Below are 25,536 nucleotides of genomic sequence, written 5' to 3' on the forward strand. Positions count from 1 at the left end.
GGATACTCGCGAGGCAACACGGCGCAAGGCCGCCTGCCTCCCATATCTGAAACCTTCCGGCGACCCCGGACAACGCCGCATGCCGTGCTCACGGTCCTCCTTCGGGCACGTCAGGTAGGGGACCCGGCAGCGTTCGCCTGCTGCTTGGCCGGGGCGGTGAGAACCTCAGCCTGTGGGAGGTTCCAGGTGCGTGGCGGAAATGGCGACTCAGCCCACGAATCCTGCCCGGCGTCTTCGCGGTGGACACCCGTACCACCCTGCTCGGCACCGGCCTGTCCGCACCGGTTGTCGCGGTCCCCACCGATTTCCACAACCTCGCCTTGCCCCAGGCAGAGACCGCCACCGCCCGTGGCGTCGCCTCGGCTGATGGGTTCCTGGTGCTGTCCGGACGCTCCAGCCGTGGGCCCGAGGCGGTGGCCGCGGCAGCCGGCCCATGGTGGGCCCGGGTCTACGGTCTGCGCGCCCCGGCTCTCACGGAGAAGTACGTCGAACGAGTCACGGCCGCCGGAGGGCGGGCCCTGGTCCTGACCGTCGACGCGCCCTACCCCACTCCCGGGAGGGGGCGAGGTCGGCCTCCTGCCGTTCGACACCGGCGACCCGGGATCCCACTCCCAGTGCCGTCGTCGTGGACAGCCAGAGCGTCCGGGCCTGTGAACGTGGCGGCCCGTGCGGTGACGACGGCGGCAAGAAGGCCAGCGGCATCAAGCGGCACCTGCTCGTCGACACCCGCGGCACCGTCCTGGTGACGTGCGTGAGCCCGGCCTGTGTGGGTGACCGGGATGGCGCCGTGGTGCCGTTCGCCCGGGCTGCCGATGCCTTCCCGCGCCTGCGGCATGTGTGGGCGGACCAGGGCTATCGCGGCACCGGCTTCCACGCCTGGGTTCTGGAGGCCACCGGTATCACCGTGGAGACCGTCCAGCGCCGTGACGGTGGTTTTCGCTCGACCTGGGCCCGGGTGGGGGTACCGCCGCCGGCAGTGCCCCGGTTCGCGGTGGTCCCGCGTCGTTGGGTGGTGGAGCGGACGTTGGCCTGGCTGGTGCGGTGCCGCCGCCTGTCGAAGGACTACGAGTCCCTACGCGTCTGCTCGGAGACTGCCATCTACCTCGCCATGGCCATGCTCCCGGTGCGTCACCTCGCAAGTCCCGCCCGCTGAGAGGCTTTTCAGGCGCCCGCTGATCAACGGCGGATCTGACGATCAAGGAAGAGGCTCGTGGGAACCGAGACCGCCGTGGAGTCGACGCCAGAGCAGGAGCCGGGGGAGTGGGCGATCCCGTGCGTGCTGCTGCGTCACGACCGCGTCATCGCCGCTCGCGTCCTCACCCCTCGGCTGCGCACGGCGCGCCGTACCGGCCGTTCCCTGTGCGGCCCGGCCGCGCATCAGCCGACCGCGGTGCCCAGGCAGCTGCTCCTCTCCGCGGAGGAGCAGCTGCCTACGGTGGCCCGCCCGGCGGTCGACTTCGTGGCCCTGCGCACCGAACTTCAGGGCTCACGCCTGGCGGCAGCCGTCGCCCGACGCCGGGACGTTCCCGGGCGATCTCGCGGTCTTAGCAGGAGGAGCGGGAATCGATGCGGATGGCGGTGATGCGGCCGCTGGAGCTCATGCTGCCGTTGGGCTCGATGCAGTGAGTTCCGTAGTTGTCCAGGACGTAGGCCACGTCGTCGTTGCGGGAGTTGTACACGGCGTAGTACGACTGGGGGTTGCTCAGGTACTGCCAGCTTGACGTCACCTGCTGGAAGCGTCCGACGATCGGCGAGGTGACGCTGGTGTCGTCGTAGACGCACACTTGCGGGTAGATGCATCCGTAGGCGGAGTCGGCGTGTGCGGCCGGGGCGACGGCGAGTCCGAGCAGCAGTGCACCGGCGGCGGTCACGAGGTGGAATCTGCGGGACAGGTTCTTCACGAACACTCCTGGGACGTCGTCCGGCCGGCCCCGGCAGGAGCCGGGCGAGGATCATGGCTTGACCCTGGCGTGAGCATGCCGTGCAGCCTTTTCAACCGGTAGCTCGTTTTCGGCCTAGAGGGCGTCTGTGGGCGCCGCACATCGGGCCCGACACGGTGGTCGTATTGCTGATGAAGGGCATAGAACGCGACACCGGGAAGCGGGCGAGCGAGGTCATCACCGAGGTGACCGACCTTCCCGCCGACCGGGTTGCGGTGCTGGCGGGGCCGAATGCCGATCACCGACGTCGTCACCACCCTCCTGAACGGAAAAGTCACGCTCGACCAGGCCACAGCCGCGCTGATGCAGCGCCCGCCCAAGCCCGAACGCTGACCCGGCGCCCCGCGTACGCGAGGCCGCCCACCCCCACCCACACCTCCTCACACGGAGGCTCCCGCCCATGCGCGGATCCGTGCTGTCCGCTGTCCAAAACGCCGTCACCCTCGCCCTGGTCACCTGGATGATCACCGGCCTCACCCGCCCGCTGGCTGCGCTGGAAGATGTTCTGCCGGGCCACCTTCACGATCCTCATGCTCACCGGCACCAAGGACGGCCACACCGAGCCGGTGAGCGTCTACGACTACTTGTCGCCCGGCTCCTCCAGTACGTGGGGTACTGGGTCGGCACCGTGCCGGTGCGGGTGCTTGGGGTGGTAGCCGTCGTGATGGCGTGGCGGCCGTGGGCGACGGTGAGTGGGGCGCGGGGGCGGTGCTGCTCGGATGCGCGGTCGTCTTCGCCGTGTGGGCGGCGCCGGCGGTGGACCGGCGGCCGTCGCTGGAGTCGGCGCGTGGTCCTACGTTCTGCTGCGGCACCGGACGACCGTGCTGGCGGGGGGTGTTGTGGTGATCGCGGCGTTCGGGGATCCGGCGTGGTGGGAGGGTGCCTGGGTGGTGGGGCTGTTGGTCGCCTATCTGGTGACGAGTGAGACGTGGCCGTGGAGGTGGGGGCGCGGGGCAGCGCGTGTGTGGGGAGAGGCGATCGGGGCCTGTGTGGGTGCCGGCGTGGTGGTGGCTGCTGCGGTGGTTCCGGTGACTGGGGCCGGGTTCGGGATGGGGCGGGTGATTGCTGCTGGGGTGGTCGTGGCCGGCCGCGTGCGCCCCGTACAAGCAAGCCTCGGGCAGGAAGAGTGATGCAAGCCACAGCGACGCGCTGTCCGATCGGTCAGTTCTGACCGATCGGACAGTTATGTTTGGCGCATGGCACGCTCCGCCTCCGCCATGCGCGGTCAGATCCTGGAGTCGGCACTGCGACTGTTCGCCGTGCACGGCTTCCGCGGCACCTCGTTGCAGGACATCGCCTCCGACGCGAGCTGCTCGAAGGCGTCGCTCCTCTACCACTTCGCCAGCAAGGAAAAGATCCTCACCGAGCTGCTGACCCCGGCCCAGGACGCCCTCGCCACACTGCTCGACCGCGTGGCCGGGCTGGAGGGCGGCCGGCTGGTGGAGGAGACCGTCGTCGGATACGTCGACCTGACACTGCGGTTCCGCCGCGAGATCCGGCTTCTCTTCGAGGACATCGCCGAGATGTCCTGCCACCAGGACCTCAACGTCATGGAGTTGGCGGACGGACTGCTGGCCGCACTGGCCGGCCGTTCGCAGCAGGCACCGGCCCGGGTGGCGGCGTGGATGGTGCTGGGCGCCGTCTTCATCACCAGTGCCACCGATGACGAGGTGGCACCGGACGAGGTGCTACGTGCCGAAATGATCCGCAGTGCACTGCGGACGCTTGACCACACCCCCAGTTGACCCCCTAACGGAAAGACCCCTCCTCCATGGCGACCTTGCTGTACCGGCTCGGGCGGTTCTCCTTCCGCAGAAGAGGCCGAATAGCCGCGGTCTGGCTGCTCCTGCTGACCCTGCTGGGTGTCGGAGCCGCCACCCTGATGGGCCCGACCAGCGACAAGTTCTCCATGCCGGGCACCGAGTCCCAGCGGGCGCTGGACGACCTCGACCGGCAGTTCCCGCAGGCCGGCGGAGCCACCGGCACCATCGTCGTCGCCGCGCCCGAGGGCGAGGAACTGGACCCCGCCGCGGTGGCACCCCTGGTGAAGGAAGCCTCCGAGACCGACGGCGTCACCGCCGCCATGGACCCGTTCCAGACCGGCTCCGTCTCCCAGGACGGCCGCTACGCCCTCATCCAGGTGCAGTTCGACAAGCCCGCCGACGAGGTCACCGACAAGCAGAAGTCGGCCTACGAGGCTGTCGGCGCCGACGCCGAGGGCCTGCGGGTCGAGCACGGCGGCGAGGTCATGGGCGGTGAGGTGGAGGTCGGCTCCACCGAGGCGCTCGGTGTCCTGGTCGCCGCGGTGGTCCTGGTGATCACCTTCGGCTCGCTGGTCGCCGCCGGCATGACCCTGCTGAACGCGCTGATCGGCGTCGCGGTCGGCATGGCCGGCCTCTTCTCCCTGACCGGTGTCATCGAACTGACCTCCACCGCCCCCATCCTGGCGCTGATGCTGGGCCTGGCCGTCGGCATCGACTACTCGCTCTTCATCACCTCCCGCTACCGCCAGTACCTCGCCGAGGGCCTCCAGCCCGAGGAGGCCGCCGGCCGCGCGACCGGCACCGCCGGCTCCGCCGTCGTCTTCGCCGGTGCCACCGTCGTCATCGCCCTGGCCGGCCTCTCCGTCGTCGGCATCCCCTTCCTCAGCGTGATGGGCCTGGCCGCGGCGGGCACCGTCGCCGTCGCCGTGCTGGTCGCCCTCACCCTGCTGCCGGCCTTCCTCTCCTTCGCCGGCAAGAAGATCCTGCCGCGCAAGCAGCGCCACCCGGACGGGCACACCGCCGAGGACGGCACCGCCGCCGAGGGCTTCGGCTTCACCTGGGGCCGGCTCGTCACCAAGCTGCGCATCCCGCTCCTGGTCGTCGGCATCCTCGGGCTGGGCGCGCTCACCCTCCCGGCCCAGGACATGCGCATAGCCCTGCCGGACGCGGGCACCGCCGCCGAGGGCTCCCCCGCACGCGAGGCGTACGACCTGACGTCCGAGGGCTTCGGCGAGGGCTTCAACGGCCGTCTCGTCGCCGTCGTCAACGGTGAGGACGCGCAGTCCACCGGGGCGGCCGCCGAGAAGGCCACCGCCCTCATCAAGGACACCGACGGCATCCTGACCGTGGCCCCGCCGCAGCTGAACGAGCAGGGCACCACCGCCCTGCTGGCCATCATTCCCGAGGCCGGCCCGACCGCCGCCGCCACCGAGGACGCCGTCCACGACATCCGCGACCGGGTCGCGGACATCGAGGGCGCCGACATCGCCCTCACCGGCGCGACCGCCCTGGGCATCGACGTCTCGGAGAAGCTCGCCGACGCCCTGCCGGTGTATCTGCTCCTGGTGGTGGGCCTGTCCATCCTGCTGCTCATGCTGGTCTTCCGGTCGGTCCTGGTACCGCTGAAGGCAGCCCTGGGCTTCCTGCTCACCGTGGGCGCGACCTTCGGCATCACCGTCGCCATCTTCCAGGAGGGCCACCTCGCCGGCCTGGTGGGCGTCGACACCCCCGGCCCGCTGGTGAGCTTCCTGCCGATCCTGCTCATCGGCATCCTGTTCGGCCTCGCCATGGACTACGAGGTCTTCCTCGTCTCCCGCATGCGCGAGGACTTCGTCCACGGCGCCGACCCGCAGGCGGCCATGGTCAGCGGCATGGGCCACAACGCCCGCGTCGTCACGGCCGCCGCGCTCATCATGACGTCCGTGTTCGGCGGCTTCGTCCTGATGGACGACCCGATCATCAAATCCATCGGGTTCGCCCTCGCCGTCGGCGTGGTCATCGACGCCTTCGTCGTCCGCATGGCGCTGGTCCCGGCGGTGATGTCGCTGCTCGGCCGTGCCGCCTGGTGGCTGCCCAAGCCCGTCGACAAGGCCCTGCCCGACCTCGACATCGAGGGCGAGAAGCTGAACCGGCAGCTGACCGAGGAAACGCGCAACGAGACCCCCGTCTCGGTCTGACCCGCGCACCGGCCGGACCGGACCGCACCCCGGAGGACGGGACCCGCACAGGGCTCCCGTCCTCCCCCGTTTCCCTCATCCTTTCTGACCGCCTCGGGGGAGGGGCCCGGCCTCGTACGCCGCCGTGCACGCACGCCCGAAGCGGCGGACCGGCGGACGCGTCATCACACCACCGCACCACAGGTTCAAGAAGAACGCCCCGGACCGGTACGAGGAGAGGTACGAACGACAGCGCACCCTGCACCCCGCCCACGACGCATCCGGGTCGAGCACGGTGCCGCCCGCCTAAGACCGTGTCCTGTGTGGTGAGTCGGTTGTTGGGCTCATCATGGGGCGGGGTATGTGGAGTTGGATTGTCCCGGACGGGCTGCGGGAGATCGCCGAGCCGCTGATCCCGCCGTCGGAGGTGCGGCCGCAGGGCGGTGGGACACGGGACACGCCTGATGAGCCGCTGTTCGCGGCCATCCTCTACGTCTTGGTCAGCGGCTGCGCCTGGCGGACACTGCCACCCTGCTGCGGCATCCCGAAGTCGACCGCCACCGCAGGTTCCTGATCTGGTCAAGAGCCGGTGTCTGGGGCCGGCTGCACGAAGAGATCCTGCACCGCCTGGACGACGCCGGTCTCCTCGACCCGTCCCGGGCCGTGCTCGACCCGGCCCACATCAGGGCTGGAAAAAAGGGGGGCGAACTCACAGGCCCGAGCCCCGTGGACCGGGGCAGGCCGGGTTCCAAGACGCACCTCCTGTCGGACCCGACGGCTGGGGCGTTTCCCGCTTCCGGGAACCGGGTGCATGGATCTGACACACCGCGCCCGCTGCTCGTCCCAAGGCAGGCCCCTGCCGTGCAGCGGCCGAGCATGGCCGCGTCTCCGAAGGCCGCGGAGTGCGGGCCCGTGGATTTGCGCAGCAGAGTTGTGGGTTTCCTCAAACGCGCCGGCTGTCGTCTGCTTCTCTCCGGTGGACGGCCGGAGCCTTACCGGGGCCGTCGTTCGCGTCGCGGGGCAGGCCGATGGCGAGGAGCGCGATGTCGTCGTCGAGGCGTCCTGCGGCATACCGGTACAGGTCGGCGAGCAGGGCGTCCAGCACGTGGTCCGGGTCCGGTGGGAGGGGGCGGGACAACCACGGGACCGGGTCGTAGAAGACCCCCCGGTGGTCGCGGGCCTCGACGACACCATCGGTGAACAGCACCAGGACCGCGCCCTCGGGCAGGACGTACCGGTCTACCGGGATGTCCGGGCCGCCGAGGTCGGCCAGGCCCAGCGGCAGCGAGTGCACACCCGGCTCCAGCGGGCGGGCCCGGCCATGGTGGAGCAGCAGCGGCGCCGGGTGTCCCCGATTGACCACGTGCAGGGTCGAGCCGTCGGCGGAGAGTTCGGCGATGACGGCGGTGACGAACCTCTCGGCTTCCCCTCCGCTCCCGGCGGCGTTGGCCTCCTGGACCCGCTCCTCCAGGCAGCGGACCACGCCGGGCAGGTCCGGGGTGCGGAGGGTGGCCTCGTGGAAGGTGCCGAGCAGCGCATTGACGGTTTGGACCGCGCCCAGACCCTTGCCCAGGACATCGGCGATCATCAGCCGGATGCCATAGGGGGTGGAGTGGATCGCGTACAGATCGCCCCCGATGGCGGCCTCCCGCGCGGCGGCCTCATAGCGGGTGGCCACAGCCAGTGGCCCGATCCGCTCGGGCGGGGAAGGGAGCACGGCGCGCTGGACGGCTTCGGCGACCTCGCGGGCGGTCCTCAGCTGCTGCCGCTCGCGGGTCAGCAGCCGATTGACGCCCGCGGCCAGGATGGTCAGGGTGACGAAGGTGGAGAACGGGAAGACATCATCGATGCCGAACGGCGTCCTGCCTCTCACCAGGGGCAGGACTACCGCGGCGAGGAGCGCCGCCCCGCCGGTGGCGATCGTCCCGGCCAGGGAGAGCCAGGGCGCGACCAGCACGGGAGTGGCCGCCAACAGGATGAACACCCTCACACCTCGCGGGGCGAGGAGGTCGAGGATGAACACGCCGAGGATCAACGCGGCGGGCAGCCATCGAAACCACCGCCTCTCGCGGGGCGGTGACGCTCGGGTGGGTCCCATTCTCCTGCGCTCCGGGGGTGTTCCTGGACAGAATCCGGGTTTCAGTCTCTGCCGCATCCCTGACCACGGCGACCGGAGCACCACGGCCGGCGCCCGCCTCCTGGACCGGATCGCCACCCATCACCCCCGCGCCTTCAAGGCTCGGGCCGACTCCGGCTACAAGAACACCACCATCGAACACGCCGCCATCCGCGGCATCGACCTCGAAGTCGTCCACCGCACCCCAGGAAACCGCACCTTCACCGTCCAGCTCCGCCGCTGAGTCATCGAACGCACCATCGGCTGGTTTCCATGCACCGCCGCCTGGCCCGCGACTACGAAACCCTCCCAGCCCGCTCCGAAGCCATGACCCACCTCGCCATGACCGACCTCATGGCCCGCCGCCTCACCGGCGAGAACACCATCTCCTGGCACGCTCCCGCAAAACCGCACCAACCGAAGATCCCAGGATGAAACAACGGGAGAAAACGACCTCCGGCTCTGCCCTTGCCGGAAACCTCATCCGCCCTGGTAGGAGCCGGTGTGTGAGGTGGCACGAGATGCCGAGCGCGGTCGTTCGAGCCGGGCGCTCCCGCGCGGCTGTCGATCATCGCGGCATGACAGCCAGCTGTGCTGCTGCGACTGGCCCATCCGGGTGTGACCCACGCGTTCGCCATGCTGCGCCTGTTTCCGCTGAGCGATCGGGACAAGGATGCCGAGATCCTGGCCCTGCGCCACCAGATCACGGTCCTGGAGCGACAACTCGGAAAGGACAAGGTGTGGTTCGCCCCAAGCGATCGGAGGTTCCTGGCCGCGCTGCTGCACCGGCTCCCGCGCGACGTGCTGCGAAGGGTGCGGCTGCTGGTTCGCCCCGACACCGTGCTGTGCCGGCACCGCGACCTTCTCACGCGCCGTCACGCCGCCGCTTCCCGGCCCAAACCCCCGGGACGGCCGCGCACGGTGCGCTCCGTCCGCGTTCTGGTCCTGCGCCTGGCGCGAGAGAATCCCAGCGGGGTTATCGGCGCCTCCACGGAGAACTGCTCGCCCTGGGTGTGAAGGTGGCCGCCTCCACGGTGGGGGAGACCTTGAAGGAGGCCGGTATCGATCCGGCACCCGAACGGAGCTCCAGCACCTGGGCCGACTTCCTGCACTCCCAGGCCGACGCCCTGCCGGCCTGGGACTTCTTCGAAACAGTCACCTTGCCCGGAGCGCGGCTGTACGTATTCACCGTCATCGAGCATGCCAACCGGCGCATCCGGGTCCTGGGCGCGACCGCTCACCCGACCGCCGCCTGGGTGGCGCAGGCCGCGAAGAACCTCCTCATGGACCTCGAGGACGCAGGTCTGCGGGCGCGGTTCCTGCTCCGGAACCGGGGCAGGAAGTTCCCCGCCCTGTCCGACGCCATCCTCGAGGACGCGGGGATCGAGGTCGTGGTCACCGGCGTCCGGATGCCGCGGATGAATGCGCTCATGGAACGGTGGGTGCAGATCTGCCGGCGCGAGTTCCTGGACCGCACCTTGGTCTGGAACCGGCGTCACCTGCTCCATGTCCTAAGCGAGTTCGAACACTTCTGCGACGGGCACCGGCCCCGCCAGGGCATCGCGAATGCCCGCCCGCTGTACCCGTTGCCCGCGCCGATCACCGATACGGCCAGAATGGCCCGCCTCGGCGTACGACGACGCGACCGCCTCGGCGGCATCTTCCAGTAGTACGAGCATGCCGCATAACCTGCGCGGACGAGATTTTCAGCAAGCACAGCGTCAAGCGGCCGCCGCATGTGTCCATGTGAACCAGGTGCGATCGGACGACTGCGGTTGTCTTGACGGGAACTTGTCAATGATTCGACAATCGCTCCCACTTCACCGCACCTTGGAGGACCGTTGACTCACGGCCCATCTCGCCGCGCGACGCTGCTGGCGGCAGCCGCCGGTGCGCTCGCGCTGCCCGCCATATGTTCCGGACCCGCGCGTGCCGCCACCCCCCTCCCGCCGGGAAGCCGTGAACTTCCCATCGTCACGCACTCCCGCCATCCCGGCGCCGTCCATGGCCCTGAATCAGCGCGCAGCGTCCATGCCGAGCCATTGAACGCCACCGTCAACTGTGCCCTGGGCCGAGGAGGGCGGAGCTGATGGCCACGTTCGTCACCCGCTCCCAATGGGGCGCCAGAGCGCCCAAGAGCGTCGGCAACAACATCACCCCGGCACAGGGCGGCGTGGTCGTCCATCATGTCGATGCGGTGAAAGTGGCCAAGGCCGATCACGCCGACTGCGCCGCCCAGGTGCGGGGCATCCAGAACTTCCACATGGACTCCAACGGCTGGTCGGACATTGCCTACAGCCACCTTGCCTGCGTTCACGGCTACCTCTTTCAGGGCCGCGGTGAGAACGTCCGCACCGCTGCCCAGGGCACCACGCAGGGCAACGACGACTGGTACGCGGTCTGTGCGCTGACCGGCGGCTCCAACAGCAACTACGACACCATCACCGCCGGGCTCATCGACGCCGTCCGCTACGGGATCAACCGCCTGCGGGTGTCGGGCGGCGCCGCGCAGGCCATCACCGGCCACCGAGACCACCACGCGACCGCCTGCCCGGGCAACCTGTACTCCCGGGTACTCAGCGGCGAGGTCAACCCCGGTGGCGGACCCTTGCCCTACCCCGGAGTCAGTTTCCGCCAGCCGCCGGCCTTCGAGCACGCCGGCGTGGCGACCTGGCAGTACCGGATGAACAGCGCACACGGCTACTCCCTCGCCGTGGACGGCCAGTACGGACCGGGCTCCGATTCCGCCTGCCGCAGTTTCCAGTCGAGGAAGGGCCTGAGCGTGGACGGCATCGTCGGGCCGGCTACCTGGCGTGCCACGTTCGTCTAGAGCCGGCCGGGGCCCGCTGCCTTCCCACGACGTACGCCCGTAGCCGATGAACTCCACAGGGGACACATCACATGCGTTTGCCTCGCGTACTCACAACCCTGGCGGTGGGCCTCGGCCTGCTCTTCGGCGCGGTCACCGCGCCGCCCGCCCACGCCGACGACGGCGCAGCGGCGTCGACCCAGTGGCGCAGCTACTGGGTGGACGCGTTCAACCCGGGCATCTACACACCCGCGCAGGTCACGACCCTGGTCAAAGACGCCTTGGACGTCAACGCCAACGCTCTGATCGTTCAGACAGCCCGGCGTTATGACTGCTTCTGCAACAACGCCCTGTACCCGCGCACCGATGCCGCGATCGCCCCGGAGCCCTACGATCCGCTGGAGGAAATAGTCCGGCAGGGGCACGCGGCCGGACTGCAGGTGCACGCCTGGGTCAACGTCAACACCATGTGGAACAGCACCACCCCGCCCCGCTCTCCGGACCACGTCTTCAACCAGCACGGCCCGGGCGCCACCGGCGCCGACCGCTGGCTCAACAAGAAGGCCAACGGCCAGGAACTGGTGGGCGCCAACGCCTATGTCGACCCCGGCCACCCGGCGGCCGTCGACTACATCGTCCGCGGCATCCAGAGCATTGTCCGCAACTACGACGTGGACGGCGTCAACCTCGACTATGTCCGTTACCCGGACGGCAGCTCCACCACCACCCACAGCGACTGGGGTTACAACGACGTGTCCGTCGCCCGCTTCCAACAGGCGACGGGCCGTACGGACACACCCCTCCCGTCCGACACGGCCTGGAGTGACTGGCGGCGCAGCCAGGTCACCCATCTGGTGCGCAAGATCTATCTCGGTGTCTGGGAGGTCGACCCGCAGGCCCGCCTGTCGATGGACGCCATCACCTACGGGCACGGGCCGCAGGCGGTTGGCGGCTGGCAGGCCACACGTACTTACGCCGAAGTCCTGCAGGACTGGGCGGGATGGCTGGACGAGGGGATCATGGACACTGCCGTGGCCATGAACTACAAGCGCAACTGGAACCCGGACCAGGCGCTGATGTTCTCCGAGTGGTCCGAGTTCCTGGCCGATCACCAGGGCGAGCGGCAGGCGGTCAACGGACCCGCGCTGTACTTGAACGGCGTCGCGGACTCGCTCAGCCAGATCAGGGAGACGCTGCGGCCCAGCGCGGCAGGCAATACCGCGGCCGGCTGGAGCGGCTACTCGTACGCCAGTCCCAGCAAGGATGTGGCGGCCAACGGCTTGGCGGTCGAGCGGGCCAAGCTGGTGCGGGCGTTGACGCAGGGCGAGGACGCGCCGTTCAAGGACAAGGCGGCGGTGCCCAGCATGCCGTGGAAGGCGGCACCCCGGGACGGGCATGTCACGGGCAGGCTTGTGTTCCGGGGCGGCGGCCCACTGGACCAGGTGCCGGTGACGCTCGACCCGCTCACCGGCAGTGGTGAGAAGACCACCCGGCTCAGCGACGGCTCGGGTTGGTTCGGCTTCGCCCACGTGGAACCGGGCGTGTATCTGCTCACCCTGTCCCTGCCGGAGGGTGTGATCGGCGCTCCGGCGACCGTGGTGAGGGTGATGAAGGGCGGTATTGCGAAAGCGGCGTTCCCGCCGTTTCTCAACGTACCGTGACGAAGGGCGCTGTCACGTTGGTGGGTGGGTCGGTGTCCGACGGTGTGCCGGGGCGTAGCGGGCTCGCCGGTCCGGCCTGTGTTCAGGCCGTGGTGGGGCGGCCGGCGACGCCGGTGATCTGGCCCCGGATGGCGAAGCGGACGGCCATTTCGGTGCGGTAGCCGTGGGCGGTCATCAGGTGGCGGCAGGGCCGGAAGTGGGGTGGGATGCCACTGAACGCGGACAGGAAGCGCTGCGCCCCGTCCACGGGGCGCGGAAGCCCTTCATCGCGTGTTCGCGCCGGCGGGTGGGCCGGCGGCTGTTCTCGGCCCGGTTGTTGAGGCCCTTGTGGGAGCGGTGCTCGACGGAGGACATGACCTCGTGGTGGGCGGCGCCGTAGGAGCGGAGCTTGTCGGTGACGATCACCCGGGGCACCGTGCGGGGTAGGCGCGCAGGTAGCTGGGCTTGAGGAAGTTCGCGGGGGCAGGCGCTCGATGAACGCTGCTCGTTCCTCGCCTGCTCGAGGTCTGGGCTGGATGGGCAGTTGTCCGACCGGGACGGTGTGGCTGGGGATGCTGGTCACCGGTTGTTCCTCGCGTTGGTCGGAGCCTGTGTCCGATCCCCTGATCTGGATCTTTGGGCGGGTCCGGTCTGGTGGCGTGTCCGGGACCGTCGGACTGCCGTTTCAGCGGTGCTGTCCGGTATGCGAGCCCCAGTGGGAGTGGGGCCGCGCCGAGGGCGGTGTACTGCTCGGCGGCCTGTCGTGCGAGGCAGGGGCGCCACGCGCGGCGGATTCGCCGACGGGCCGCGGCTGAGGCCGACGGTGCGGGGCAGCGGGCCTGCCCGGTGTGCCAGGAGGTGTGGGTGGCCGGGGTGGATCACCGCAGCAACGCGGTGTACTGCTCGGTGAAGTGCCGTGGCCGGGCCTGGCGCTCCCCCGGCCCGATGCGGGAGGGCGCCAAGGCGCGGTCCGCCTTCGACCTCTACGGGAGTGAGCGGCAGCCTGACCATGACTCCAATTCTAATACCGGTATAGTAAGGCCGGTATAGTTATTGTTTGTGTGAGAAGGGTGCCGCATGATCGAGATCCTCAACTCCACCCTGCTGGTCCGGGCAAAAACCACCGGCGCCCTGGTCGGTGACATCCTGCAGACGCTGAAGAGCCGTAGCACGATCGGCACGAACCTTCTGGACATCGACCGGTGGGCCGAGAAAATGATCGTCGAGGCGGGAGCGTCGTCCTGCTACGTCGACTATGAGCCCTCCTTCGGACGCGGCCCGTTCGGCCACTACATCTGTACGGCCGTCAACGACGCCGTGCTCCATGGACGGCCCTACGACTACACACTTGCCGACGGCGATCTGCTGACACTCGACCTCGCCGTCTCCCAAGGCGGAGTCGCTGCAGACGCTGCCATCAGCTTCCTCGTGGGCGACGCACAGCCCTCGGAGAGCATCGCGATGATCAGTGCAACCGAACGCGCGCTGGCCGCAGGGATCGCCGCTGCCGGGCCCGGGGCCCGCATCGGCGACATCTCGCATGCCATCGGCGCAGTCCTCAGCGAGGCGGGGTACCGGATCAACACCGAGTTCGGAGGGCATGGCATCGGATCAACGATGCACCAGGACCCACACGTTGCGAACACCGGACGGCCTGGCCGTGGATACAAACTGCGCCCTGGGCTGCTGCTGGCACTGGAGCCGTGGGTCATGGCGGACACCGCTGAACTGGTCACTGATGCCGACGGGTGGACGCTCCGAAGTGCGACAGGCTGCCGGACAGCACACAGTGAACATACGATCGCTATCACCGACGACGGAGCCGAAATCCTCACCTTGCCGAAGCGAGCGCAGCCATGAGGAACGACCCCGCAGGCCCGCAGACACCCGGCGATCTTCAAGGAACCATCCTTACCGTCGCGCGAAGGTGCGGAGAATCACGCTGATGACCCGTCGGCTCTCCCGCCGCAGGAACCGTCCCGCCGAACGCCGTGACGCCGCCCACGGCTACGTCATACCGAAAGCTGCCTGACCAGCCCTTCTCACGACCGTGGCCGACCCCATAAGGCGGTCGGCCACGCAGGAGCGGGTGCACAGGAGAGGGATGCGCGGCGACCCGATGCTTGCCCCGCGCATCCCGCCCGCCTCACACAACCGTGATGCTCCTGTACACGATGGTGACCCGCTCAACCGTGACCCTGGTGTCGGAGGCCGGCAGGTCCGGGCAGGACCACTCCGAGCCCCGGGCATTGCCGGGCTGGAACCGGATGGCCGCGTTCTTGTTCGCGTCCAGGACCGCCAGGCAGATGTTCTGTCGCGTCTCGCCGGGCCTGGGCTTCTGCGAGGAGGTCGTCACCCACTCCACGAACTCGTGGTCCACGTTCCTCGGCCGCGAGAGGGTGATCTCGCCGGACTTTGGCGGTCCGGGCTGCGCGCACACGATCGGCTCCCCGGTCACCGTCACCTGTTGGGCCTCCCCAGCGCCTGGCCCACGCGGCAGCCGGCGTCGCCGCGGGCGATGGTCTCCTGCAGTTCCACGCCGGCGTAACCGAGATTGCGGGCGGCAATCGTCCCGAAGACGTTCGAGGTCATCATGCACATCGACTCACGGCCCAGCACCTTCTCCGCGAACGGACAGGCCCGGTTGCCCAGCACGATCTTCGTGTCGTCCTGCTCGATGACGAAGAAGTCGCCCTTGATCCGCCGCTTGAGATCCACCAGGGGCCTCCGCGACCTGCTCCTGGGACAACTGGTCCACCCCGAGCGCCTTGAGGTGCATCTCGTCGATCTGGGTGCCCACTGCCTGGCCCACCAGACTGATGTAACCGGATGTCTCCTCCAAGCCGATCACCGACTCCGAAGATGTCGCCAGCTCCCGCACCAGCGTCCGCAGAAACACATCACGATCCAGATCGATCTTCGCATCCACCGGGTGACCCATAGCGCCGCCCCTCCTCGTCTCTCCACGCCCCTGTAGACCGCGCGAGCGCCCGGCGCCACCAAGAGCCAGAGCTTTCGCCTCCCCTGATCCGAACTGCTGGCACCGTCCCACAGCTACGTCTGGATGCCGGCGGCGGCCCGTGGCCGGCGCCGGAGCGGACTGCGAAAGTTGCCTCCGCGATGCTGCCGCGTCTACTCGGCGGTGCCGGTGAGATACTACGAACTCAGGCAGCAGGTGACCCAGGGGTGACGGCGTGGACAGTTCAAGGGAGGCAGATACGCTGACAACGTCTCCAGCCCAGTCCACGAGCGCTTTGCGCATGCACCCGTTGGCGGACCGGCCAGGCTGGCAAGCGGCCGGTGAGATCAATCTGATCACACGCCCGGCCTGGGAACAGACGCTGCACCAGCTTGCCCTGAGCGACGAAGAGGCGTACCACTTGGAGCTTTCCGCAATCACCTTCGTCGACGTCGCTGGTGCCTCAGCTCTGGCAGTGGCCTCGCAGGACCTTCCGGAGGGGCGACGTATCGTGCTCGAGAAGCCGCCCGCCGCCTTGCGGCGCGTGCTGGACATGTTCTGGCCGGATCTGCCCAGCATCGAAGTGGTGGCGTGATGACCACCCCGACCACCGACCCGTTCGTTCATCCCGCACTGTTCTACCGAGGCGAGAAGGAATACCTGCATGGCACGGTGCCCTTCATCCGCGACGGTCTGAAGGCGGGAGAACCGGTGGCGGTCGCCGTGCCCGGGGCGAACCTGGAGATCCTCAAGACGGCCCTGGGCGAGGACGCCGCTGACGTACGGTTCCTCGACATGACCGAGGCGGGGCGCAACCCCGGGCGGATCATCCCCCGAGTGCTGCGCGCCTTCGCGGATGCCCACCGGCAGACGCGGGTGCGGATTATCGGTGAGCCGATCTGGGCCGGCCGCAGCAGTGTGGAGTACCCGGCGTGTGTCCAGCACGAGGCGCTGATCAACCCGGCATTCCAAGGCCGGGAGGTCACCATTCTCTGCCCGTACGACGCCGACCGCCTTGACGAGCAGGTACTCACTGACGCGTACGCGACCCACCCACTCGTCATCTCCGGCGACCAAGAGTGGCTCAGCCCCACCTACGCCCCCGAGCATGTGATCGCCCGCTACAACCAGCCCCTGACACACACAACGACAACCGAAGGTCTCGCCTTCGACGCCGACGCACTGCCGAGCGTCCGGCACTTCGCGGTCGAGCAGGCCACGAAGTTCGGCCTGTCCGGTATCCGCCTGGAGGACGTAGCCCTCATCGTGTCCGAGCTGACCACCAACAGCGTCGTACACGGCGGGGGTTCAGGCACCGTACGGATATGGACCGACGATGGCCAAGTGGTGTGCGAAGTCCGCGACCGTGGGCACCTGAGCGATCCGCTCGTCGGCCGTCGCCCGCCCGCACCGGCCCAGCAGGGCGGCAGGGGCCTGCTGCTGGTGCACTACCTCGCCGACCTCGTACGCATCCACACCGGTCCCGACGGTACGACCATCCGCTGTTTCATCAGCCGCTACTGACCCTGGGCCCGCTCAGCAGCTCGGGAGTGAACAAGATGACGCGGTCCGGCACGGTGTGGCAACGGGCCCGTGTGCAGTTCTCCGGGATGGTGCTCCCGGAGGACTCGAAGACGCCCTGAGCGCACCCGTCACCGACACCGTCACCCCCAACGGCGGCTTCGGCCACCAGCTCGCTGCCGCACTCCGCCTGGACGGCGGCCGACGAGTCTTCGTCAAGGCGGCCCCCGACGACGACTCGCTCACCGCCGCCGGGTGGCGCCACCGGCCGGATGGGTCACGGGCGGCGTCGACACCGACTTCCACTGCGGTACTCCAACCGCGGACATCCGCGTCGGCTACGCCGCGTGCGCGGCTCTCGGCCAGGTGCTCCACTCGCAGGTGGGAGCGCTCACCAAGTACGTCCCGGTCGGGTGAATGACCGGCGAGTGCTGCGTCTGCCCACCGGCCGAGGGAGCGACCATACCGGCAGTGGGTTCATCCAAGGGAAGGGATTGGCCGTGGACCGTGCATTGATCGTCGTTGATGTGCAGAAGGACTTCTGTGAGGGCGGCAGTATTCCGGTGAAGGGAGGTGCGGACAGGGCCGTCGCCATCGCCGACCTGATTCGGCGCGCTGATGGGAGGTACACGTACGTCGTCGCCACCCGCGATCACCACATCGACCCAGGAACCCACTTCTCCGAGCACCCGGACTTCCAGGACTCCTTCCCCGTGCACTGCGTCGTCGGCAGCGAGGGAGGCGAGTTCCATCCGGACTTCGCGCCCGCCGTCGCCTCCGGGGCCGTCCACGAGGTCTTCTACAAAGGGGCCCACTCCGCCTCGAAGAGCGGTTTCGAGGGCTCGACCCAGGACGGCACACCACTGGCCGACTGGCTGCGCGCCCACGACGTCCAAGATCTCGACGTCGTCGGCATCGCCACCGACCACTGCGTGAAGGCCACCGCGCTCGACGGCGTACAAGCGGGCTTCGCGGTACAGGTCCTGCTCGACTACACCGCCGGCGTCGCCGCCGACACCACCCGCACCGCGATCAGCGAGCTGCGCCATGCAGGAGTGGCGCTGAGCGGCGAGCCCGTCGTCCTCGCCTGAAACAGCTGCCACTTCCCCCTGGGGCCGGCCCTCTGCCTCGCCCCACCGCCGCCTGACGGTGTGGCGAAGGGGCGGGGAGGGGAGAGACGGCGAGCAGGGGCGCCGTCCGCCGCTGCGCTCGGCCCTCGTGGCGCGCCCGGGGCGCTTGGGCGGGGCGGATAGTCCCAGCTCGGCCACCCTGGGTCGCCACGAAGCTGCGCTGGGGCCTGTTGACGGACCCAGCAGAGCAGCGGGCGCTCACTGGCCTGACCGCCGGGTGCCTGAACGAGCCGATCACCTACACCGCTGCCGCACTTGTCACCTGAACAGCGCTTCCGCCGTGCGGTGCACCTACGGATCCCGGACTCCGGCAGGGAACGGGCTCCACTCAAGACCGTGACCGCAGAAGAGGACGAATGATAGAACTTTCAACCATGTAAACGGATGAAGTTGCTGCCGAGGACACCACGCCTGACGGCTCGCTCGTGCGGCCGCTTGCCGTTCTTCCGAAAGCCGCAAGCTTCGCCCAGTTCGTACTCGCACCGAATCAGGCCTCGCAGGCACTGTCCCACGGCAGTGTGCAGGAGATCTGGTGTGTCGTCTCCGGCTCCGGAGAGCTGTGGCGAAGCCTCAGCAGCAAGGATGAGACGACCCGCCTCGAACCAGGTGTCTGTGTGACCATCCCGGTCGGCACGTCTTTCCATTCCCGGGCCGGAAGCGACGGCCTGGAGATTGTCGCGGTGACCATTCCGCCGTGGCCAGGCAACGCAGGCGCGGCCCAGCAGCAAGACGGTCGCTGGCGCGCGGCATCAAAGGCAGGTGCAGGACGCCCGACCAGGAAGCCAGGGGCTCGCTCCTGACTCTCGTTAGCGCATGAGCCGGTCACGCCGGCGCTCGAAATCCGTGACGAGGTCGGAATCGCCCACGATGGAGAGGGGCCCGGCGAGCAGGCAGTCGATGTAATGCGCATACAGGGGGACGAGTCGGGCGCGTAGCAGGGGGACTGCCTCGTCCTGTCGCAGGGGCTCCCCCTTCCGCCACCGCATCGCGGCCTGGGCGAGGTCGCCGGCCACCGGCTGCTGAGCTGCCAGGTACTGTTCCGCGGCCGTGTCGGTGGCGTCGACACGGCCGGTTTGAGCCGTATGGAGGAATCGCACGGGAAGCAGAATGATCTTCGTCAGCCAGAGAGGATCGGCGACGAGTGCCCGGGGATCGCGGAACGTGCCGATGACCTGATCGGTCGCGAAGAACTCCAGAGCGCAGCGGGCGCTGTCTTCGGTCAGTGCGGTTCCGCTGGGACGGGGGAGATCCGCTGTGATGTCCTTCCTGTGCAGCAATTTCCCGTGGTCGGCGAGATCCAGCCGGTCGACGGCGGGGAATCTCCCGTCGCTCCGGTTGCCTGTCAGCGCGGTCAGGGAGCTCCAGAACACGGAGCACTCCTTCGATCCGTTCCTGGTCGCCACTCTGCTGGCCGCCGTGGGGCTCGTGACCGGTGTGGTCGTGGCCTGGCGCATGCCCGCGCCGGTTCCCGCAGCGGACCTGCAGGAACAGGCCGGGTGACCCTCGCCCCGACGGGGTGCGCCGCCCCCACTGCCAAGGCGGCGCACCCCGGCGGGACTTGCTGGTCAACGCCCTCTACGGCCGAGCGAAGGTCACGTGCGCGTCCTGCCCTCATTCATCACCGACCCGTTGGGGGACCAGTTCCAAGCCCTCCCGCACAAGGGGGAGGCGGCCGCTCATCCGTTGGGCTGCCACCGTCCCCGCATCCCCGACCGGGTCGTGTTCGACAAGCTCCTGGCCCGCCTCGTGCTCGGAGGCGCCCATCAGCAGCACGCCGACCACACCTGCTCGGCGACCACGATGAGGGCCCGGCGGGATTCCGGATGCTACTGGTGACCTTCATTCGTTTTGGCGAAGTCGCATTTCGGGTCTCTTGTTGATCTGCGCTCGGTGAAGCGGCCACCGAGACGCCCCGGGGAACGGTAACGACGTCCCGCCGCACGAGGCCGGAGTCTCTGTGACGGGAGTGGCCCAGTCACTCAGCGGGTGTCGACCCACTCCTGTTCAGGGGCCGAAAGCTCTAAGGGCCGCGTCGACAAGTGAGTCGGCGTATGCGGCAGTCAGCGGACCGCTGCGGTGCAGCCACCGCTGGAAGAGAGGGGCGTAGAGCACTTCGAGGGCCAGGCCGAGGTCGGCGTCGGCGCCGAGCTGGCCGGCCTCCTGGGCGCTGCGCAAGCGCGCCCTCTTCGCCTCTTCCAGCGGCCGGGCCAACTTCTCCCGGTACTCGGCCGCCAGCGCGGCATCATTGGCGATCTCGGTGTTGAGGGCCCGGATCAGCCTGTCGAAAGCCGGGTCGGCGAACTCCTCCACCGTGGCACGCATGACGAGCTTGAGGTCGGCCTCGAGGTCGCCCGTGTCCGGCAGCGTGACCGACTGCCCGTCCGCATCCTCACTCAGAGCCAGAAGGGCAGCGAAGACGACTGCACTCTTCGACGGCCACCGCCGATAGATCGTCTGCTTGCCGACGCCGGCACGGGCAGCGATGGCTTCGACCGTGACCTTCTCGTACGCCTCCTCTGCGACCAGGGCGCGGGTGGCCGCGAGGATGGCCTGCCGGGATCGTTCCTTGCGCCGGGAGTGGTCCGGCCCCTTCTCGTTGGACATGAGTTCAGCCTAACCCTGAAACAAAACGAGACGATCCGTATTGAAAGAATCAGGAGCTATACCCTAGGCTCAAAAACGAATCGATACGCACCGTTTCGTTTACTGAGGGTGAGGCATCATGGCGAACGCAAGAGTCTGGCTCATCACCGGCGCATCCCGCGGCCTGGGCAGAGCTTTCGCCGAGGCCGCCTTGGCGAGCGGCGACCGCGTAGTGGCTGCTGCCCGCAACGTCGAGCCCTTGGAGGAACTGACCGAGAAGTACCCCGACTGCCTTGTCCCGCTTCCGTTGGATGTCACCGACCGCCGGGCCGTGTTCGACGGAGTAGAGCGGGCGGCAGCTGCGTTCGGCAGGCTGGACGTCGTCGTCAACAACGCCGGCGGAATGCTCTACGGCATGGTGGAGGAAGCCACGGAGGAGCAGATCCGGGCGCATTTGGATGTGAACTTCTTCGGCGCTGTGTGGGTGGCTCAGGCGGTCCTTCCTCACTTGCGTGCCCAAGGTGGGGGACGGCTCCTCCAGGTCACCTCGATGGGCAGCGGCGGTGGCATGGCCACCGTCGGCTTCTACGGCGCAGGCAAGGCCGCGCTGGACTCGGTCAGCGAGGCACTGGCGATGGAGGTCGAGGGGTTCGGCATCAAGGTCACCATCGTGCAGATGGGCGGCTACAACACCGGCCTGTTCACCACCGGCACCACGACCACCGAACCCCTGGCGCAGTATCAGCCCCTGCGCACCGAGATGGAGGCGATGTGGGGCGACGCCGTCGCCCCGGAGCCGGGCACTGCTGCTCCGGTCATCATGGAGCTGGCCGCACTGCCGGACCCGCCCCGACGGCTGATCGTCGGCAGCCAGTCCTTCGATCACGTTTTGGAGATGGACCAGGCTCAAGCGGATCTGTACCGGTCCTGGGAGCACCTCAGCCGTATCGCCCCGGGCTGACCGGGTCCGCGCCACGACATTCTCACGCCCGTACCCGCCCCCGCCCCCGCTGCGCAGTCGCGGGGGCGGGGGCGGGCGTGTGCCGGGAAACGCGCCGTACCGGCAGGATCCGTCGGAGTCGACCGCAGAGCAGGCTGCCCCGCCGGGCCGGGAGGCCGCTGTTCGGCCGCGCAGAATTCGAACCCCACGCAAACGCGTCCTGTTGGCCTGACCGAGCGTCACTGGCTAAGAACTCGCGCAGACAGGCTCGATGGGGCACCTCGGAAGCAGAAGAGGCACAGGGCTGGTGATCATGGAGCTGCGACGCTGTGTGATCACCGGGAGACTCCTTTGCCGGTCTTGGAACTCAGGCAGTGCACGGGGTCGCAGCGGGACGCCGCCCCGCGGTGAACGCGGCCGGCGGGACACCCATGAAGTGGCGGAACTCGGCCGTCATGTGGGACTGGTCGTAGTAACCCGCCGTCGCGGCGATGTCCGACCACCGGCCGGCATCGGCCGAGAGCACGGTGCGAACGCGGTCGATGCGTGCGAAGTGCTTGGGGGACAGGCCGGTGCCGGCGGTGAACAGGGTGTGCAGGCGGCGCTCACTGATGTGCAACCGGGCCGCGGCCGTGGCGACAGTGGCGCCGACCAGTAGGTGTGCCGCCTCTTCGAGTCGCTTCGGGGGCTCCGGCCGATCGGCCAATGCTTCTTCGAGAGCGGCGATCGGATCGGCGGCGAGCTGGTCGACGTCCAGGCCCGGCAGTTCGCGGAGCGGCAGGGCCCGGTCGGCGAGATCACGCAGCGGACGGCCGAGCAGGGCTTGGGCACGACCCGGCCGCATGCGAACCCGCACGCACGAGTGGCTGGGCGCGCCGACGTGATAGGCGGCCCGGGTGCGGGGGCCCATGACGATCAGCTCACGCTTGTCGCTGCGCAGGAGAAATGTGGTGGCGTGATCGGGCACGTCGACCGCCGCCGAACCGGCCGCCGTGGCGACATCGATCCCGGCCACCCAACGCAGAAGGGCAGGCGGCACGTTGAGAGAGCTCACGCGGTCCACGATAGTGCCGAAACTTCCTATCACGCGGCGTGAGAGCGATGCGATCGTCGGGACATGATCCTTGTTACCGGTGCCACCGGCACCATCGGTAGTCACGTCGTGCGTCTGCTCACCGAACGGGGCGTGCCGTTTCGGGCGATGTCCCGCCGCGAGCGGCCCGGAGGGGTGCGGGCCGACTTCGACGACCCGGCGTCGCTGGCGCGCGCGGTGGCCGACGTCGACACGGTCTTCCTCGTAACCGTGCCCCCCGTGCCGACCGCGGACCACGACATCGCCCTGGTCACGGCCGCGCGGGCGGCGGGCGTCCGTAAGGTCGTCAAGCTGTCCGCCATCGGCAGCGGCGAGCGATTCGACGGGGCGACCGTTGGCGCGTGGCACCTTTCCGCGGAGGAGGCGATCGAGGCCAGCGGGCTCGTGTGGACGATGCTCCGCCCGCCGAGCTTCGCCTCGAACTTCTTGTGGTACCGGACGCTGATCCAGGCCGGAGAGCCGATCCCGAACCCGGTCGGCGACTCCCGGCAGGCCATCGTCGACCCGAGGGACGTGGCTGCGGTCGCCGTCGCCGCCATGACCAGCGATGCGCACGACGGGCAGCGGTACGACCTGACCGGGCCAGAGCTGCTGACGTTCGCAGACCAGGCCGCGATCCTGGAGCGCGTGCTGGAACGGCCGGTCAAGATCACCGACACGGATGCGCTTGACCAGCTGCCGGCCGGGGTGATCACTGGCATCGGCTGGGCGCGCGCCGGCGGTGCGGCCTACGTCACCGACCACGTGCCGCGGGTGCTCGGCCGACCGGCGGGCACGTTCGAGCAGTGGGTGCGCGACCACCGGGAGACATTCGCGGCAATGCCGTAACCCACCGCCGCCGACGGCCGCCGGGCTCTCGGGCAAGAGGTCCCCGTAGCTCAAGGGACAGAGCTCGTTCTCCTTTGGTGCTTCTGGTGCTTCGCTGGAGCTGGTGAGAACTCGCGCAGATGGGCGCGGGGTCATGGTCGCCAGGTGGGACGGTCGTCCCAGCGGTGAGTGGTCCAAGCGCGGCAAACGAGGCTACGCACGGTGAGGTCGAAGAACGCGTTGATGACGTCGATCCGGCGTTCGTAGCAGCGTGCGAGTCGATGGAAGGGCACTGTCACGTTGACTGACCGGGTGGGCTGATCCTCTGGTTGGTCATGCTGGGAGGGGTCGTCCGTGGACAGCGCGCCGCCGTCGTACAAGGGGCACCGGCACCCGGTGGAGATCATCGCGCACTGCGTGTGGCTGTACCAGCGCTTCTCGCTGTCGTTCCGCGAGGTCGAGGAGCTGATGCTCGGGCGCGGCGTGCTCGTCTCCCACGAGACGGTCCGCCGCTGGTGTGCGAAGTTCGGGCAGACCTGCGCCAACGGCCTGCGCCGAAGGCGGCCCCGGCCCGGGGGCAAGTGGCACCTGGACAAGGTCTTCATCAAGATCGGCGGAGAGCGGAAGTACTTGTGGCGGGCCGTCGACGCCGACGGCACCGTCCTGGACATCCTCGTACAGAACCGGTGGGACACCACTGCGGCCAGGCGGTTCTTTCGCAGGTTACCGGGGAAGACCCGTACAGTGCCGCGGGTGGTGGTCACCGACAGGCTGTGCTCCCACGGCGCGGCTCATCGCGAGGCGATGCCCTCCGTCGAGCACCGCTCCCACAAGGGCCTCAACAACCGGGCCGCGAACTCCCACCAGCCCACCCGGCAGCGGCGAACGCGCCATGAAAGGCTTCCGCAGCGTCGGCGGAGCCCAGCAGTTCCTGTCCGCGTTCAGCGGCATCTCACCCCACTTCAGACCCCGCCGCCACCTGATGACCGCCACCCACTACCGCACATCCGACACACCGTCAGGCACGCCCACACTCCACAAGGTGACAGCGCCACTCGGGCGGCTACCGAACAACATGCCTCTGCCATGTATGCAGGGAGGGTGGGTACTCGCGCACTCATGTACGGGGAATGAGGGCGAGGCCAGTGGGATTCCATGCCGACGGTGACGGCTGTAGGGCGGCGAATGGATACCTGATGCGCGCCGGCTACGCCCTGAGCGGGTACGACGGCTGCATCGGTGAAGCCCGCCACCACGCCGTCACCTTCCTCGACCAGGCCCAGACCGACCATCGCCTGCCCGTGCCCGCTCGTGCGAGGGACCTCACCCAGCTGGTGGTCAGCGAGCTGGTCACCAACGCCCGCAAGTACGCCCCAGGCCCTGTCCTGCTGGAACTGTGCATCAATGCGCGCGCTGTGGATGTTGTCGTGTGGGACAGCGACCCCACCGTGCCCGCTGCCCGGGTCGCAGATCCCGACAGGATCGGCCAGCACGGCCTGGAGATCGTCAAGGCCGTCACCGAGGATCTGTTCACCGAGCAGGAGCCGGTCGGTAAGCGCATCACGGCCCGCATCGCCCTGTTCGACGTCCCCGGTGGGCACGCCGCCAATCGCCGCCCCCAGTAGCAGTCAGCGCCCTCCGCTCGGCCCCACCGTCCTGCTATGACGGCCAGCCGCAGACACCACGGGCCCGAAGGGGCGGGCAGCCATGGCATCCCTCGGGGCCCGGCCGGGGGGCGCGAGGTTCAAGCGAGACCGCGACATCCGGGTCACGCGTTCGCCGACCGGTCTCCGGTTGGTCCTCCGCTTCTGAGGGCTCCTTATGGTGCCGCCCCCCCATCGCCGCTCGAGATCGCACCTCTCCGCCCACACACGAAAATCTACCTTGGTCGGAGTAGACATTGGGTGGTGTCGTGGTTATGGTTTCTCTCGTAACCCGGAGAGACAGTAGGGCCCGGCAGACACGAACTGCCGGAGAGCAGTACCGCAGTTGCAGTGCGCAGGACGGTGCGGTGGTGGAGTTTCGAAGCCAGGGTTGTCGCAGGACGGCGACGGGACTGACGACCGGACCGGGTGGCCC

Annotated in this window: 21 protein-coding genes and 9 pseudogenes; 21 read left to right on the forward strand and 9 right to left on the reverse strand. The window is 68.9% G+C overall.

What is annotated here, in order from left to right:
* Positions 1–170: 170 nt before the first annotated feature.
* Both ACIF80_RS36320 and ACIF80_RS36325 read left to right on the forward strand, forming a co-directional pair.
* A pseudogene (locus tag ACIF80_RS36320) lies at positions 171–536 on the forward strand (alpha-hydroxy-acid oxidizing protein); the annotation flags it as partial.
* Positions 434–1,153, forward strand: coding sequence for a transposase (locus ACIF80_RS36325; protein ID WP_399813011.1), 720 nt, complete (start codon positions 434–436; stop codon positions 1,151–1,153). The pseudogene ACIF80_RS36320 and the gene ACIF80_RS36325, both read left to right, overlap by 103 nt.
* A gap of 391 nt (positions 1,154–1,544) precedes the next feature.
* Here the strand turns inward: ACIF80_RS36325 and ACIF80_RS36330 are convergent, their stop codons facing one another.
* A complete protein-coding gene (locus ACIF80_RS36330) occupies positions 1,545–1,901 on the reverse strand; it encodes a hypothetical protein (RefSeq protein ID WP_399813014.1) in 357 nt (118 codons plus the stop codon).
* A 155-nt stretch (positions 1,902–2,056) separates the two neighbouring features.
* Here ACIF80_RS36330 and ACIF80_RS36335 point away from each other — a divergent pair.
* The 5 genes and pseudogenes from ACIF80_RS36335 to ACIF80_RS36355 form a co-directional block, all read left to right on the forward strand.
* A pseudogene (locus tag ACIF80_RS36335) lies at positions 2,057–2,113 on the forward strand (hypothetical protein); the annotation flags it as partial.
* A 1,023-nt stretch (positions 2,114–3,136) separates the two neighbouring features.
* The gene (locus tag ACIF80_RS36340; RefSeq protein WP_399813016.1) at positions 3,137–3,685 is read left to right on the forward strand and encodes a TetR/AcrR family transcriptional regulator; all 549 of its coding nucleotides are present in this window, start codon (positions 3,137–3,139) and stop codon (positions 3,683–3,685) included.
* Positions 3,686–3,711: 26 nt separating this feature from the next.
* Entirely contained in the window at positions 3,712–5,880 is a 2,169-nt protein-coding gene (locus ACIF80_RS36345; protein ID WP_399813019.1) for an MMPL family transporter, read from the forward strand.
* A 124-nt stretch (positions 5,881–6,004) separates the two neighbouring features.
* The gene (locus ACIF80_RS36350; protein ID WP_399813021.1) at positions 6,005–6,169 is read left to right on the forward strand and encodes a hypothetical protein; all 165 of its coding nucleotides are present in this window, start codon (positions 6,005–6,007) and stop codon (positions 6,167–6,169) included.
* Positions 6,170–6,208: 39 nt separating this feature from the next.
* Positions 6,209–6,867: pseudogene (locus ACIF80_RS36355) on the forward strand (transposase); the annotation flags it as partial.
* Here ACIF80_RS36355 and ACIF80_RS36360 read toward each other — a convergent pair.
* Positions 6,803–7,957, reverse strand: a complete 1,155-nt coding sequence (locus tag ACIF80_RS36360; RefSeq protein WP_399813024.1) for a PP2C family protein-serine/threonine phosphatase — start codon at positions 7,955–7,957, stop codon at positions 6,803–6,805. The pseudogene ACIF80_RS36355 and the gene ACIF80_RS36360 sit on opposite strands and share 65 nt — an antisense overlap.
* Before the next feature lie 79 nt (positions 7,958–8,036).
* On the opposite strand from ACIF80_RS36360, the pseudogene ACIF80_RS36365 reads away from it, so the two are divergent.
* From ACIF80_RS36365 to ACIF80_RS36380, 4 genes and pseudogenes are all read left to right on the forward strand, one after another.
* Positions 8,037–8,410, forward strand: a pseudogene (locus ACIF80_RS36365) (transposase); the annotation flags it as partial.
* Between the two features lie 156 nt (positions 8,411–8,566).
* Positions 8,567–9,645 (forward strand): annotated as a pseudogene (locus tag ACIF80_RS36370) (integrase).
* A 419-nt stretch (positions 9,646–10,064) separates the two neighbouring features.
* Entirely contained in the window at positions 10,065–10,805 is a 741-nt protein-coding gene (locus tag ACIF80_RS36375; RefSeq protein WP_399813026.1) for an N-acetylmuramoyl-L-alanine amidase, read from the forward strand.
* A gap of 71 nt (positions 10,806–10,876) precedes the next feature.
* On the forward strand, positions 10,877–12,445 hold the full coding sequence (locus ACIF80_RS36380; protein ID WP_399813029.1) for a glycoside hydrolase family 10 protein: 1,569 nt from the start codon (positions 10,877–10,879) through the stop codon (positions 12,443–12,445).
* A 249-nt stretch (positions 12,446–12,694) separates the two neighbouring features.
* On the opposite strand, the pseudogene ACIF80_RS36385 reads toward ACIF80_RS36380, so the two are convergent.
* Positions 12,695–12,862 (reverse strand): annotated as a pseudogene (locus ACIF80_RS36385) (DDE-type integrase/transposase/recombinase); the annotation flags it as partial.
* 639 nt (positions 12,863–13,501) lie between these two features.
* On the opposite strand from ACIF80_RS36385, the gene map reads away from it, so the two are divergent.
* Positions 13,502–14,284, forward strand: a complete 783-nt coding sequence (gene map / locus ACIF80_RS36390; RefSeq protein WP_399813032.1) for a type I methionyl aminopeptidase — start codon at positions 13,502–13,504, stop codon at positions 14,282–14,284.
* 286 nt (positions 14,285–14,570) lie between these two features.
* Here the strand turns inward: map and ACIF80_RS36395 are convergent, their stop codons facing one another.
* The gene (locus ACIF80_RS36395; protein WP_399813035.1) at positions 14,571–14,888 is read right to left on the reverse strand and encodes a phage tail protein; all 318 of its coding nucleotides are present in this window, start codon (positions 14,886–14,888) and stop codon (positions 14,571–14,573) included.
* Entirely contained in the window at positions 14,885–15,142 is a 258-nt protein-coding gene (locus tag ACIF80_RS36400) for a methanogen output domain 1-containing protein (protein WP_399813039.1), read from the reverse strand. The genes ACIF80_RS36395 and ACIF80_RS36400 overlap by 4 nt, the downstream gene beginning before the upstream one ends.
* A gap of 542 nt (positions 15,143–15,684) precedes the next feature.
* Between ACIF80_RS36400 and ACIF80_RS36405 the strand changes: the two genes are divergently transcribed.
* The 4 genes from ACIF80_RS36405 to ACIF80_RS36420 all read left to right on the forward strand — a co-directional run bounded on the left by ACIF80_RS36405 (position 15,685) and on the right by ACIF80_RS36420 (position 17,995).
* Positions 15,685–15,978: an STAS domain-containing protein gene (locus ACIF80_RS36405; RefSeq protein WP_399813041.1), complete on the forward strand. Its 294-nt coding sequence runs from the start codon at positions 15,685–15,687 to the stop codon at positions 15,976–15,978.
* Entirely contained in the window at positions 15,978–16,907 is a 930-nt protein-coding gene (locus ACIF80_RS36410) for an anti-sigma factor RsbA family regulatory protein (RefSeq protein ID WP_399813044.1), read from the forward strand. The genes ACIF80_RS36405 and ACIF80_RS36410 overlap by 1 nt, the downstream gene beginning before the upstream one ends.
* A gap of 252 nt (positions 16,908–17,159) precedes the next feature.
* Complete coding sequence (locus ACIF80_RS36415) at positions 17,160–17,321, forward strand: hypothetical protein (RefSeq protein ID WP_399813046.1); 162 nt, start codon at positions 17,160–17,162, stop codon at positions 17,319–17,321.
* Between the two features lie 83 nt (positions 17,322–17,404).
* Positions 17,405–17,995: an isochorismatase family protein gene (locus tag ACIF80_RS36420; RefSeq protein ID WP_399813049.1), complete on the forward strand. Its 591-nt coding sequence runs from the start codon at positions 17,405–17,407 to the stop codon at positions 17,993–17,995.
* Positions 17,996–18,840: 845 nt separating this feature from the next.
* Here ACIF80_RS36420 and ACIF80_RS36425 read toward each other — a convergent pair.
* Positions 18,841–19,404 (reverse strand): hypothetical protein, encoded by a 564-nt coding sequence (locus ACIF80_RS36425; protein WP_399813052.1) that lies wholly within the window; start codon positions 19,402–19,404, stop codon positions 18,841–18,843.
* Positions 19,405–19,630: 226 nt separating this feature from the next.
* Here ACIF80_RS36425 and ACIF80_RS36430 point away from each other — a divergent pair.
* Positions 19,631–19,852, forward strand: a pseudogene (locus tag ACIF80_RS36430) (IS5/IS1182 family transposase); the annotation flags it as partial.
* A gap of 186 nt (positions 19,853–20,038) precedes the next feature.
* On the opposite strand, the gene ACIF80_RS36435 reads toward ACIF80_RS36430, so the two are convergent.
* Positions 20,039–20,638, reverse strand: coding sequence for a TetR/AcrR family transcriptional regulator (locus ACIF80_RS36435; protein ID WP_399813055.1), 600 nt, complete (start codon positions 20,636–20,638; stop codon positions 20,039–20,041).
* A gap of 118 nt (positions 20,639–20,756) precedes the next feature.
* Between ACIF80_RS36435 and ACIF80_RS36440 the strand changes: the two genes are divergently transcribed.
* Positions 20,757–21,578, forward strand: a complete 822-nt coding sequence (locus ACIF80_RS36440) for an SDR family NAD(P)-dependent oxidoreductase (RefSeq protein WP_399813058.1) — start codon at positions 20,757–20,759, stop codon at positions 21,576–21,578.
* Between the two features lie 346 nt (positions 21,579–21,924).
* On the opposite strand, the gene ACIF80_RS36445 is transcribed toward ACIF80_RS36440, so the two are convergent.
* Positions 21,925–22,611, reverse strand: a complete 687-nt coding sequence (locus tag ACIF80_RS36445) for a helix-turn-helix domain-containing protein (protein WP_399813060.1) — start codon at positions 22,609–22,611, stop codon at positions 21,925–21,927.
* 63 nt (positions 22,612–22,674) lie between these two features.
* On the opposite strand from ACIF80_RS36445, the gene ACIF80_RS36450 reads away from it, so the two are divergent.
* Positions 22,675–23,478, forward strand: a complete 804-nt coding sequence (locus ACIF80_RS36450; RefSeq protein ID WP_399813063.1) for an NAD(P)H-binding protein — start codon at positions 22,675–22,677, stop codon at positions 23,476–23,478.
* 131 nt (positions 23,479–23,609) lie between these two features.
* Here ACIF80_RS36450 and ACIF80_RS36455 read toward each other — a convergent pair.
* Positions 23,610–23,744 (reverse strand): annotated as a pseudogene (locus tag ACIF80_RS36455) (IS5/IS1182 family transposase); the annotation flags it as partial.
* A 67-nt stretch (positions 23,745–23,811) separates the two neighbouring features.
* Between ACIF80_RS36455 and ACIF80_RS36460 the strand changes: the two are divergent.
* Both ACIF80_RS36460 and ACIF80_RS36465 read left to right on the forward strand, forming a co-directional pair.
* Positions 23,812–24,463 (forward strand): annotated as a pseudogene (locus ACIF80_RS36460) (IS6 family transposase); the annotation flags it as partial.
* 190 nt (positions 24,464–24,653) lie between these two features.
* Positions 24,654–25,082 (forward strand): ATP-binding protein, encoded by a 429-nt coding sequence (locus ACIF80_RS36465; RefSeq protein WP_399813066.1) that lies wholly within the window; start codon positions 24,654–24,656, stop codon positions 25,080–25,082.
* Positions 25,083–25,536: the final 454 nt, after the last annotated feature.

Origin of the sequence: Streptomyces sp. NPDC085927, assembly GCF_044540975.1 — a bacterium.
GTDB lineage: Bacteria > Actinomycetota > Actinomycetes > Streptomycetales > Streptomycetaceae > Streptomyces > Streptomyces hirsutus.